Annotated in this window: 12 protein-coding genes and 1 tRNA gene; 9 read left to right on the top strand and 4 right to left on the bottom strand. The window is 60.2% G+C overall.

Going from position 1 to position 12,515, the window contains the following annotated elements:
- A partial coding sequence (locus QZY06_RS09660; RefSeq protein ID WP_295683437.1) for a cation:proton antiporter occupies positions 1-781 on the top strand: 781 nt, incomplete at its 5' end.
- An 85-nt stretch (positions 782-866) separates the two neighbouring features.
- On the opposite strand, the gene QZY06_RS09655 is transcribed toward QZY06_RS09660, so the two are convergent.
- From QZY06_RS09655 to QZY06_RS09640, 4 genes are all read right to left on the bottom strand, one after another.
- Positions 867-941, bottom strand: a tRNA-Val gene (locus tag QZY06_RS09655).
- 93 nt (positions 942-1,034) lie between these two features.
- On the bottom strand, positions 1,035-1,325 hold the full coding sequence (locus QZY06_RS09650) for a hypothetical protein (RefSeq protein ID WP_295683435.1): 291 nt from the start codon (positions 1,323-1,325) through the stop codon (positions 1,035-1,037).
- Positions 1,322-3,154, bottom strand: coding sequence for a ferrous iron transporter B (locus QZY06_RS09645; RefSeq protein WP_295683433.1), 1,833 nt, complete (start codon positions 3,152-3,154; stop codon positions 1,322-1,324). Before QZY06_RS09645 ends, QZY06_RS09650 begins: the two co-directional genes overlap by 4 nt.
- Positions 3,151-3,504 (bottom strand): ferrous iron transport protein A, encoded by a 354-nt coding sequence (locus QZY06_RS09640; RefSeq protein ID WP_367275603.1) that lies wholly within the window; start codon positions 3,502-3,504, stop codon positions 3,151-3,153. The genes QZY06_RS09645 and QZY06_RS09640 overlap by 4 nt, the downstream gene beginning before the upstream one ends.
- 77 nt (positions 3,505-3,581) lie before the next feature.
- Here QZY06_RS09640 and QZY06_RS09635 point away from each other — a divergent pair, with 77 nt between their 5' ends.
- The 8 genes from QZY06_RS09635 to QZY06_RS09600 form a co-directional block, all read left to right on the top strand.
- Positions 3,582-4,904: an AarF/ABC1/UbiB kinase family protein gene (locus QZY06_RS09635; protein WP_295683428.1), complete on the top strand. Its 1,323-nt coding sequence runs from the start codon at positions 3,582-3,584 to the stop codon at positions 4,902-4,904.
- A gap of 443 nt (positions 4,905-5,347) precedes the next feature.
- Entirely contained in the window at positions 5,348-6,331 is a 984-nt protein-coding gene (locus QZY06_RS09630) for a UDP-glucuronic acid decarboxylase family protein (RefSeq protein WP_295683426.1), read from the top strand.
- A 6-nt stretch (positions 6,332-6,337) separates the two neighbouring features.
- Entirely contained in the window at positions 6,338-7,336 is a 999-nt protein-coding gene (galE, locus tag QZY06_RS09625; protein ID WP_295683424.1) for a UDP-glucose 4-epimerase GalE, read from the top strand.
- 36 nt (positions 7,337-7,372) lie between these two features.
- Positions 7,373-8,368 carry a UDP-glucose 4-epimerase GalE gene (galE, locus tag QZY06_RS09620; protein ID WP_295683421.1) on the top strand — a complete coding sequence of 332 codons (996 nt, stop codon included), beginning with the start codon at positions 7,373-7,375 and terminating at the stop codon, positions 8,366-8,368.
- Between the two features lie 95 nt (positions 8,369-8,463).
- Positions 8,464-9,234 carry a sugar transferase gene (locus QZY06_RS09615; RefSeq protein WP_295683418.1) on the top strand — a complete coding sequence of 257 codons (771 nt, stop codon included), beginning with the start codon at positions 8,464-8,466 and terminating at the stop codon, positions 9,232-9,234.
- A gap of 49 nt (positions 9,235-9,283) precedes the next feature.
- A complete protein-coding gene (locus tag QZY06_RS09610) occupies positions 9,284-10,180 on the top strand; it encodes a GDP-mannose 4,6-dehydratase (RefSeq protein ID WP_295683415.1) in 897 nt (298 codons plus the stop codon).
- On the top strand, positions 10,177-11,154 hold the full coding sequence (gmd, locus tag QZY06_RS09605) for a GDP-mannose 4,6-dehydratase (protein ID WP_295683412.1): 978 nt from the start codon (positions 10,177-10,179) through the stop codon (positions 11,152-11,154). Before QZY06_RS09610 ends, gmd begins: the two co-directional genes overlap by 4 nt.
- 153 nt (positions 11,155-11,307) lie before the next feature.
- The coding region (locus QZY06_RS09600) for a hypothetical protein (RefSeq protein WP_295683409.1) at positions 11,308-12,515 on the top strand (1,208 nt) is incomplete at its 3' end.

Below are 12,515 nucleotides of genomic sequence, written 5' to 3'. Positions count from 1 at the left end.
CCGTCCGGTGGCGGTTGCGGTATCGCTGCTGCCGTTCCATTTCCCATGGCGCGAACAGGTTTATCTCGGCTGGGTCGGCCTGCGCGGTTCGGTGCCGATGGTGCTGGCGACCTTTCCGCTGCTGGCAGGGCTCGAGAACGCGACCTTGTTCTTCGATGTCGCCTTCTTCATCGTGCTGGTCTCGCTGATCGTCCAGGGCTGGACGGTGGCACCCGCCGCGCGCCTGCTCGGCCTGCAGATGCCGCCGATCACCACGCGCGTACGCCGTGCCGACATCGACCTGCCTGGCACCCGCGGCTACGAGATGGTCAGCTACCGGCTGGCGCGGACCAGCGCCCTGGTCGGCAAGAAGCCGAAGCAGCTGCCGATCGAGGACCACTCGCGCATCGTCAGCCTGACCCGCGCCGGCAAGCTCGTGCCATATCGCGACTGGGGCACGCTGAAGGGCGGCGACTACTTGTCGCTGATCGTCTCGAAAGCGGAACTGCCGGAACTCGATCAGCTGTTCCAGTCGACCAGCGGCCAGCAGGCCGTCGAACAGCAACGCTACTTCGGCGAGTTCGTGATCAGCCCCGAGGCGCGGGTTGCCGACCTGGTCAACGCCTATGGCGTCGAGGTGCCGGAATCAACGACCGACTGGACCCTGTCGGCGTTCATCACCAGCGTGTTGCACAAGCCGGTGGTCGGCGACCGTCTCCGGCTCGGCGACATGGAACTGGTGGTCCGCAAGATGGACGGCATCAAGATCGTCGAACTGGGCCTGCGTCTGCCGCATGGCTGATGGTGGCGATGAACGCTGCAGCAACGAAAAAGCCCCTATTTCTAGGGGCTTTTTGTTTTGCCAGATTTTTCTCTGGATACTTGTCTGGTGGACAGTACAGGGCTTGAACCTGTGACCCCCGCCGTGTGAAGGCGATGCTCTACCACTGAGCTAACTGTCCGAGGCGCGCATTGTAGGGATGACAACCGGTCGCTGCAATCACTTTTGAATGCGCACTTCGTTTACCGAACGAAAAGCACGACCCCGATATCTGTCAGTGCTTGCGTGGCTGGAAATGCAGTGGTGCTTCCCCTGTCGCCGGCGATTGGGTTTTCGTCGCGCCACAGTTGTTGCAGGTGCCGCAGCCGCTGTCGCAGCCTGAGGCCGTACTCGACGGTTCGGCGACCTTGAGCCCCAGCGCCCATCGCAGTCCGTTGACCAGCCGCCGATGCACCGAAGGCAGCAATTGGCGCAAGCCACGCCAGGCGAACACAGCGACGATCACCGCGACCACCACGGTTTCGACGATGCCGCCGAATCCAGTCGCGGTAGCGGCGGCGCTCATGACAGTGCGCTCGCGATACGGAAGGTGATCCAGGACGCGCCATAAGCCAGCGCGAACAGGTAACCGGTGGCCAGCGCCACGATCTTCCAGGACTGGGTTTCGCGGCGGATCACCGCCAGAGTCGACACACACTGCGGCGCGAACACGTACCAGACGATCAGGCTGAGTGCCGTGGCCAGTGACCATTGCGCGGCGATCAGCGGCAGCAGTTGTCCTGCGGCTTCGTCGCCAGTGGCCGAGACCGCGTAGACCGTCGCCAGTGAGCTGACCGCAACCTCGCGCGCCGCCAGGCCCGGAATCAGCGCGATGCAGATCTGCCAGTTGAAACCGATCGGCGCGAATAGCGCTTCCATGGCCTTGCCGATGCGACCGGCGTAGCTGTAATCGATCGCTGCGCCCACGAAGCCTTCAGGGGCGACGGGATAGGTGGACAGGAACCAGAGCAGCACGGTCAGCGTGAGGATGATGCCGCCGACCCGCTTCAGAAAGATGCTGGCGCGCTCCCACAGGCCGATCAGCACGTCGGTGACGTGCGGCAGGCGGTACGACGGCAGTTCCAGCAGCAGCGAATGTTCCGCCTTGTCGCGGCGAACCAGCTTCATGACGTAAGCGACGGCCAGCGCCGAGACGATGCCGGCGACATACAGCGCGAACAGCACCAGGCCCTGCAGGTTGAAGACGCCGCCCACCGTGCGCTCCGGGATGAAGGCGCCGATCAGCAGCGCATAGACGGGCAGCCGCGCCGAGCAGGTCATCAGCGGCGCAACCAGAATCGTCGCCAGACGATCACGTGGGTCCTGAATCGTCCGCGCCGCCATGATCCCTGGCACCGCGCAGGCAAAACTCGACAGCAGCGGAATGAACGAGCGCCCGGTGAGCCCGGCGCCGATCATCAGGCGATCGAGCAAAAAGGCGGCGCGCGGCAGATAGCCGGATTCTTCCAGCACCAAAATGAACAGAAACAGCAGCAGGATCTGCGGCAGGAACACGACGACGCTGCCAGCGCCGAGCAGCATGCCGTCGACCAGCAGGCTGCGCAGGGTGTTGTCCGGCATCGCGCTGCGCAGCGCAGCAGCCGCGTAGGTGATGCCGGCATCGATGCCGTCCTGCAGCGGAGCGGCCCAGGAGAACACCGCCTGGAAGATCAGGAACATCACGATCGACAGCATCAACAGACCACCGACCGGATGCAGCGCCCAGCGATCGATGCGGTCATCAAGTGCCGCCGTGCGGCGCGGCATGGTCACGGCGGAAGCGATCAGGTGGCGCACTTCGGCGTGCAGATCAGCCGGTGTAGCCACTGACGACAGCGGCGGCAGCTCGCCATCGATCTTGTCGAGCAGCTTGCCGACGCCATCGGCACGCACGGCGATGGTTTCGACGACCGGCACGCCGAGCATCGCTTCGAGCTTGGCGCGGTCGATGAGAATGCCGCGCCGGGCGGCGGCGTCGCACATGTTCAGCGCCAGGATCATCGGCAGGCCGAGCGCCCGCACTTCGAGCACGAAGCGCAGATGCAGGCGCAGATTGGTGGCATCGGCCACGCAGACCAGCAGATCGGGTTTGGTCTCGCCGGCCATCAGGCCCAGGCAGACGTCGCGGGTGATCGCTTCGTCAGGGCTGGTGGCGCCAAGACTGTAGGCGCCGGGCAGATCAAGCAGACGAACGTGTTGACCGGATGGTGTGCGCAGTTCGCCAGCCTTGCGCTCGACCGTCACACCCGCGTAATTGGCCACTTTCTGACGGCTGCCCGTCAAGCGGTTGAACAAGGCGGTCTTGCCGCAGTTCGGGTTGCCGACCAGGGCAACCTGCAGGCTGGCGGCGCTCATGCGGCGACTCGAATCATGACCCGGGCGGCTTCGGCACGGCGCAGTGCGAAGCGTGTGTAGCCGATCTGCACGACCAAGGGATCGCCGCCGATGGGCCCGCGGGCGACTACCCGAACCGGCTCGCCAGCCACGAAGCCGAGATCGCGCAAGCGGGCGGCGATCGGATCGGCGGCCTGCACGTCCTCGACGCGGTCAACGATCGCTTCCACACGCAGCTTCAGGTCTTTCAGACTTTGGTCCACTGCCAGCTTGAATGAGAATGGTTCGCAAGCATACGCGATACGGTCAGGTCCCGGAGCAGCGGGTGAATAGCGCACCGCACCGCCGGCGCCCGCTGGCCAATTCGACATAAATGACCGGCCACCCGGCAGCTCGGCGACCGGGTTATAAGTGCCGCATTCCTTTTGACCTCGAATCCGCCTGAACGATGGCGATCAAGACGCGCGGTACCGGCGGACGCAGTACTCGAATCCTCGGGGCTGGCCTGCGCACGCTCGGGCGTTCGATGCTGAACCGGCTACCCGGCGGTGACCGGGTGCAGCGCACGGCGCAGTACTGGGCCGATGTCGGCGAGGACTGGGCGCGCACCTTGGCCGAATTGCGCGGCGCAGCGATGAAAATGGGCCAGCTCGCCTCGCAGTACGCCGACGTGCTGCCGCCTGCCCTCGCCGAGCAACTCCGCAAGTTGCAACGCTCGGTCGAGCCGCTGCCGTTTTCGGAAATGCAACCGCTGCTCGATAACCAGTGGACGCCGGCGCAGAAGAAGCGCGTCCGCTCGGTCGAACCGATCGCGATCGCCGCGGCGAGCATCGGTCAGGTCCATCGCGCGGTGCTTTCCAACGGCGCACCGGTGGTGATCAAGCTGCGCTATCCGGGCGTTGATGAAGCGGTGGATTCCGATGTCGAGCAACTGCGCCGGATCATCGGCTTGTCGAAACTGCTGCCCGTCGATGGCGAAGCGATCGACCTGCTGATGAACGAAGTGCGCGACCGCTTCCGCGAGGAAACCGACTACCGCGCGGAGTTGGCGCACCTCAAGTACCTGCGCAAGCACGCGAAGCTGCCAGGCATCATCTATCCGAAACCGGTTGAAGCGCTTTGCGCAGACGGCATTCTGGTGCTCAGCGAAGAGCCCGGTGCAACGCTGGAAGAAGCGAAAACCTGGCCGCAGCCACTGCGCGATGCTCTGGGTCTGGCGCTCTGCCGCTGGGTGACGCACGAGATGTTCGTTGCCCTCGCCGTCCACGCCGATCCGCATCCGGGCAATTTTGCCTTCCGAGAATCCGGCGACGTGGTGATCTACGACTTCGGCTGCGTCAAACGATTGACCGCCCCGGTGGCCGAGCGCGTGGTGCTGCTGCTCAACGCCGCGCGAGAAGCACGCTGGCAGGACTTGCACGAACACCTGAGCGCGCTCGGCGGCATCAGCGAAGGCGTCACCGCCGCGCAGCTGATGACGTTCTATGAAGAACTCGCGCGGCTGATCCTGGGACGACTCGGCGAAGCCGAATACTTCGATTTCGGCGACACCCGGTTCATCGAAGACATCCGCGGGGCGATCAAACGCAACCTCGGCCTGTCCTTCAAGTTTCGGCCGGTCTCCGATCTGCTGTTCGTGCTGCGCGCCTTGAGCGGGCTGTACTGGACCTTGCGGGCCTTGGGTGCACGAGTGCCGGTGACTGCGGTCTTGACAGCGCATGGCGTCACGCTCGGCAGTCCTCGCGAAGCTTGCGCAAGCCCGGCAAGCTGAGGGGTTGGTCCGGGCAACTGTGCAGAACATCACGAAAAATCGGATGGGCAAGGAAACCCAAACCCAAATCCGGTATTCAAGTGCTTGTTTATGCTATATTTTAAATAATACCAACAATCAAAGTACGTTTTCTGCACCATGATGCAAGTGGCTAATCGTTGCGGTGCACCATCAATGCACTATTCTTGCGCACCGGTGCGCTGGCTCCAGGCATTGCCATGCCTCGAGTCGCCAGGCACTTATCGACTGCCGACTCCGCACTGCCACAGGGATGTTTGCTTTTTCCCGGTATCAGGTCGTTCATGACATCGCTCGAAATGCTTACATCCTCACAGGTAGCCACTGCGTTATCTGCCCCGACCCAACCCAGCGTCCTTGTTGCCGGCGAATCTTCGTTCCGGCGCCAGGCCTGACCCCAACATTCAAATCGAGACCAACCAGGAATGGGAACCAAGCGAGAGTTCGGACCACAGCGCATCCTCGTCACCGGCGGCGCAGGCTTTATCGGCTCGCATCTTTGCGCGCGCTTGCTGGACGAAGGACAGGAAGTGCTCTGTGTCGACAACTTCTACACCGGCTCGCGCGAAAACCTACACCCGCTTCTGAACAATCCCCGGTTTGAAATGCTTCGTCACGACGTGACGATGCCGCTTTACGTTGAGGTTGATCAGATCTACAACCTGGCCTGCCCTGCCAGCCCGGTGCACTATCAGTTCGATCCGGTACAGACCACCAAGACCAGCGTCCACGGCGCGATCAACGTGCTGGGGCTGGCGAAACGCCTCAAGTGCCGGGTGCTGCAGGCATCGACCAGCGAGGTCTACGGTGATCCCGAAGTCCATCCGCAGACCGAGGATTACTGGGGGCATGTCAATCCGGTTGGCTATCGTTCCTGCTACGACGAAGGCAAGCGCTGCGCTGAAACGCTGTTCTTCGACTACTACCGCCAGCACAAGGTCGAGATCAAGGTCGCTCGCATCTTCAATACCTACGGGCCGAACATGCATCCGAACGACGGGCGCGTCGTTTCGAACTTCATCGTCCAGGCGCTGCTCAATCGCCCGATCACGATCTATGGCGAAGGTCAGCAGACGCGCTCGTTCTGTTATGTCGAGGATCTGGTCGACGGCCTGATTCGCCTGATGGCGTCGCCCGGCGACGTGACAGGCCCGATCAATCTCGGCAACCCGCACGAATTCACGATTCGCGAACTTGCAACCTTAGTCATCGAATTGACTAATTCTTCATCCAAACTTGAGTTCTTCCCAATGCCACCTGACGATCCGAGGCAGCGTAAGCCGGACATCACGCGTGCGCAGACTCAACTCGGCTGGCAACCCCGTGTCCAGCTGCGGGAGGGCCTGACGCGCGCTATTGCCTATTTCGAGCAGATGGTTCGCGAACAGCGGGGAGCCACCAATGCTTAAGTCCTCGTGCGAAAGCCATCTTCGAAACCCTTACGTTTACTGGTCTGTGGCGGTGCGGGCTATATAGGCTCGCACATGTGCAAATTGCTGGCGGAGCATGGCCACGAGGTTGCCGTCGTCGACAATCTGTCGACAGGTCATGCGGAGGCTGTTCGCTGGGGTGAACTGCACGTCGGCGATATTGGCGACTCGGCGCTGCTCGATCGGGTTTTCTCAGATTTCCGGCCGGAAGGCGTGTTGCATTTCGCCGGGAAATCGATCGTCGAGGAATCGATCACCGATCCGGCTTCCTACTACCTCAACAATTTCTCGTCGTCGCTGAAGCTCTTCGAGCAAGTCCGGAAGATTCCGGATTGCCCGGTGATTTTCTCATCGACGGCGGCAATCTTCGGGGAACCGCAGAGCGATCAGATTACCGAGGCTCATCCCAAGTACCCGATCAACGCCTACGGCCGATCGAAACTCGCCGTGGAGCAGCTGTTGCAGGATTACTGGACGGCCTATTCGATGCCATCGATGTGCTTCCGCTATTTCAATGCGGCTGGGGCCGATCCGGCGGGGAACATTGGCGAGGCACATCACCCTGAAACTCACCTGATTCCGCGAGTATTCGATTCGATCCTCGGGGTAGCCGGTGCGGTGAAGGTGTTCGGAAACGATTACGGCACACCGGACGGGACCTGTGTCCGCGATTTCGTCCATGTCGAAGATCTGTGCAATGCCCACCTGCTCGGTATCGAGTTCTTGAAGGATCGCCATGCGGCGCTGACCTTCAATCTAGGCAATGGCGTCGGATTCTCGGTAATGGAAGTGCTGAAGGCAGCCCAGAACATCACCGGTATCGCTGTGCCCTACCAGTTCACCGGCCGGCGTCCCGGAGACTCGCCACGGCTGGTCGCCGATTCTTCGGCAGCGCGCGAGTACTTGGGCTGGACGCCCCAGTACACTGAACTGCCACACATCATGAAAACGGCATGGAATTGGCACAGGGATCGAAAATTTTGAATCCATCTTTTCAACCATCGCACTGGAACGCTGCTCGTGACTGAAGCCCGCAAGATCATTCTGGTAACCGGTGGTGCAGGCTTCGTCGGTTCGCACGCCTGCAAGGCGCTTTCTGCCGCAGGCTATCAGCCGGTGGTTTATGACAACCTGAGCCGCGGCCATCGCGAAGCGGTCAAATGGGGCCCGCTGATCGAGGGGGACATCCTCGACCGCCCCCGACTCGAGCAAGTGCTGAACGAGATCAATCCGGCAGCGGTGATGCACTTCGCAGCATTCGCCTATGTTGGCGAATCGATGGCAACCCCTTCGATGTACTTCGACAACAACGTCACCGGCACGGCGCGCCTGCTGGAGGCGATGGAAGCCACCGGTTGCCGCACGCTGGTTTTCTCTTCCAGCTGCGCCGTATACGGAGGCATACACGGAACGCCGATCGACGAGACCACGCCGTGTGACCCATCGTCTTTCTACGGTCAGACCAAGCTGAACTGCGAGCAGCTGATCCGTGGCTTCGTCCGCAGCCACGGTTTCAGCGCTATCGCGCTGCGCTATTTCAACGCCGCTGGCTCCGATCCAGATGGCGAAATCGGCGAAAACCACGATCCTGAACCGCACATCATCCCCGTGGTCCTAAGAGTTGCCGCGGGTTTAGATCCGATCGTGACGCTGAATGGCTCGGATCACCCGACACCCGATGGCACTTGCGTTCGCGATTTCGTCCACGTCTGTGATCTTGCGCACGCTCACGGTCTTGCTGTGGCCCGTGCTTTGCAAGGTACTGGCAAGCTTGAAATTTTCAATCTGGGCGTTGGCAGAGGTTTTTCTTTGAACGAGATCGTTGAGGCGGCGCGTCGAGTGACTGGAAGAGATATTCCGGTGCGCTATACCGATCGCCGCCCCGGTGATCCACCGTATGCGGTGGGTAAAGCGGACCACGCACAATCAACCTTGGGCTGGAAGCCGCAGCACACTGAAATCGAAAATTCGTTGCGGCATGCATGGCGCTGGATGCTGCAATCGCACAAACTGTGACCAAGATCGTCTTTCCATTGTCGCGCCACCCGATTATTCATCAGACCCCTATTGATTCTGTTCGATAATCCCGGCGAACCAAGACCTAATCAATCATGTCCAGTAACGCTGAGCCACGAGTACCTGCCAAAACCGCCCATGCCCGATCAGGGCATCCGGTGACGCTGCACACGTTCACGTCGGTCCGAGTGCATGTGCCCCATGTTCCGCGCCGCGAACGTTTGCTGGCGGCAGAGTCGAATGACGCACTGCAGCCTTTGCGCGGTCTTGCGGAACGCAGCCTGGACATCGTTTTCGCGCTCGGGCTCGCCGCCGTGTTCAGCCCGGTGATCCTCGCCTCGATCGTTGCCCTCGGCCTGTCCAACGGACCAGTGATCTTCAAGCAGTCCCGGCTCGGCCGTGGCGGACGCGAGTTCCACGTCTACAAGTTCAGGACCATGGTGCCGAACGCGGCCGAAGTCCTGCAGCAGTTGCTGGACAAGGATCCCGTCGTTCGTGAGGAATGGGAGCGCGACTTCAAGCTCCGCAATGATCCGCGAGTGACGGCCACCGGCCGCTTCCTGCGCAAGACCAGCCTCGATGAACTGCCGCAGTTGTGGAACATCCTCAAAGGCGACATGAGCCTAGTCGGGCCGCGGCCGATCGAACCTTTCGAGATCGTCAAGTACGGCCGCTTCGCGAAGCACTACTACGCCCTGCGCCCCGGATTGACCGGCTTGTGGCAGGTCTCCGGCCGCAGCGACACCACCTATCAGCGCAGAGTTGCGCTCGATGCGTTCTACGCCAAGAACCGCAGCCTCACCTTGAACCTCAGCATCATCCTGAAGACGGTGCGAGTTGTGCTCAAGGGCAGCGGCGCGTACTGAACGCCGCTAACATCGCGACGAGCACCTCGCCGCAAGAATCCCTGCAACCATGAAACTGCTGGTCACTGGCCATCGAGGCTTCGTCGGCGCGTACGTGCTGGCCAACAGCAAGAGCGTTGGCTTGAGCGATGACGACGGGCAAGCCATCAATCTGCTGGACGTCGTCGCCGTCAAGCGCTGCATCGAACGCGAACGTCCCGATGCTGTGCTGCATCTGGCAGCGCAGAGCTTCGTGCCGGATTCGTTCCGTGATCCTCGCGCGACCTACGACACCAATTTCACCGGCACACATGGCTTGCTGGATGCGCTGAAAACCAGCGGATTCAAGGGTCGTTTCCTGTTCGTCAGCAGCGCTGATGTCTATGGCGCGCTGCCCGAAGCGGCACTGCCAGCCCACGAAACCACGCCCACGCGTCCGTTGAATCCCTATGCGGTCAGCAAAATCGCGGCGGAAACTTTATGTGGCTACTGGCAGCGTGCGGAGGGGATGGACGTAGTCATCGCCCGCCCGTTCAATCACATCGGCCCTGGTCAGAGCACCCGCTTCGCCATTGCCGATTTCGCCAAGACTATCGCCGGCATCAAGCTGGGCAAGGCCGGCAAGGTGCTGGAAGTTGGCGATCTCGACGTGACTCGCGATTTCACCGATGTACGCGATGTTGTCGCTGCTTATCACTTGCTGCTCACACACGGAAAGAGTGGTGAGACCTACAATATCTGTTCGGGTATCGAACGCCATCTTGGCGATGCGGTTGGCTTGCTTGCAGAACTGGCCGGCGTCGATATCGAACTGAAAACTGACGCTGCCCGCTTCCGCAAGGCCGGGCAACGTCGTGCCTGTGGCAGCAGCGACAAGCTGCGCGCAGACACCGGCTGGCAACCGCGCATCGACTGGTCGACCAGCCTGCGCGATACCCTCAACTATTGGGAGAACACTCTGAAATGACCGCATCCAAGCGCGCCTTCATCACCGGCATCACGGGCCAGGACGGCGCCTACCTTGCGAAGTTGCTCGTCGACAAGGGTTACGAAGTATTCGGTCTGCTGGCTCGGCGCAGTACCAGCACGGTCTGGCGTCTCGACTACGTTGGCATCCTCGATCAGATCACCTTGATCGATGGCGACCTCACCGACCTGTCCTCGCTGATCCGGGCATTGAAAATTGCCAAGCCGCACGAGATCTACAACCTCGGTGCTCAAAGCTTCGTCGGCTCAAGCTGGGACCAGCCGATCCTGACCGGCCAGGTCACCGCGATCGGCGTCACCAACGTGCTTGAAGCGATCCGTCTCACGGATCCTTCAGCCCGCTTCTACCAAGCCTCGACCAGCGAAATGTTCGGCCTGATCCAGAAAGAACAGCAGGACGAACAGACCCCGTTCTACCCGCGCAGCCCATACGGCGTAGCCAAGCTCTATGGCCACTGGGCGACCGTGAACTATCGTGAAAGCTTCAAGCTGCACGCTTCCAGCGGCATCCTGTTCAATCACGAATCGCCGCTGCGCGGCATCGAATTCGTGACCCGCAAGGTCACCGATGCAGTGGCCCGCATCAAGCTGGGCAAACAGCAGCAGCTTGCGCTCGGCAACATCGACGCCAAACGTGACTGGGGCTTCGCCGGCGACTACGTCGAAGCCATGTGGCTGATGCTGCAGCAGGAGCAGCCAGACGATTACGTGATCGCCACCGGCATCACCACCACGGTGCGAGACATGTGCCGCATTGCATTCGAGCACGTCGGCTTGAACTATGAAGACCATGTCGTCATCGACCCGCGCTATTACCGACCGGCAGAAGTCGAAGTGCTGCTCGGCAATCCTGCCAAAGCTCAGGCGAAACTCGGATGGAAGGCAACGACCACGCTGGATCAATTGATCACGATGATGGTGGATGCAGACATGAAGCGCGTTGGCGCGATCTGATTCAAAAACGCCTTTACCTGGACTGAGCGTAAAAACTCTCCCTGCTTTCGGGGTACAGAGTTGCAGCTGACTTTTTCAGCAGAAGTTCCGTCTGCAACTGTAAAGATGTTTTCAACGCTTCTTGATACGAATGAAACTTGAATCTAGCAACCGTTGGCGAATCGCTATTTAACGGTTCAGGTAACAGGGCATGTGGATCAGCGGCATCACTCGATCATAATGGCAGACATATTGAGCCCTGCAGACAATCACACCATCCTCGTTCATTCGTTCGTGCGCAGAATCGCACAACGTTACTTCACATTCGTCGCCGCACGTATCGCACTGGTAATAGGCCGATGGTTCGTGTTGATACAGAGCGCCAAACATCTCGACAAGATTGATTTTGCAGCATTGGCTGCAGCGTTATCGGTAGCGGAACTTCTGCGCGCGCTGGCAGATGGTGGAGTCGATAATTTTTCCTACTCGCGGCTAGGTGGCGCCAACTGCCGTGTGCGTGTAACTGTTCGAACCGCCTTCTTCTTTCGCGCGGTTATCGCCACAATTTTGATGGTAATCGGAGCAGCAGTTCACTATTTTCTTGTAGGTGAACTTCGAGTCTTGCCGGTCTTCCTGCTTATCGGAATAACACTAGCGCAAACTACGTCTATCGCTCTACTGCAGAAAGAAGCTCAGTTCTCAAGACTTGCGACACTGGTTGGCATCACACTTGTTGCTTCGTTAGCAGTCAACCTAACAGTGCTGTTGTCTCCAGCACAGTTAGGCTTAATGTCGATGTTGTTAATCGCACCTGACGCTGTTGCGGCGAGCGCTGGCCTCGTGCTTGCATCTCCTGCAATCAGCAAGATGCTTGCGCAGTGGCGGCGAGCACGGCGCCCCGCTTTGTCGATTCTGAGGTCGATCGCGTCGAAACTTGCTCCAATCAGCTTAGTCACTATGCTGGTGATGATCTACAGCCGCCTTGACGTAACCCTTGTGCTTCCCTTGCTCGGCAGCATCGCTCAAGCGGACTATTCTGCCGGTTGGCGTCTTACTGAACCGCTGTTTCTCTTCTTGTCGATAGCATCTTTTGCTTTGCTCGCAGAACTTGGCAGTGTGTCATCGAACAACGCCCAAGTTCTCGGAACAGTGCTCACGAAGCCTGCTGCGATACTGCCTATGATCGGCTTGCTCGCCATCGCCTTGATTGCTGTATTCGTAGTCCGTTTCGTCGCTGGGAATTGGATAGGACTGAGCGCTGAGGCTAGCCTTCTCGCCGGCATTCTTGCAGGCGGAATCCCATTTCGCGTCGCGAATACGCTGATTTCAACCGTACTGCAACGATTGGCGCGTTTTGATCGTGTCTTGGTTGCATCGATCAT

The sequence above is a fragment of the uncultured Nevskia sp. genome, from assembly GCF_903885465.1.
Taxonomy (GTDB): domain Bacteria; phylum Pseudomonadota; class Gammaproteobacteria; order Nevskiales; family Nevskiaceae; genus Nevskia.
This window is presented reverse-complemented; position numbering and strand designations above follow the sequence as displayed.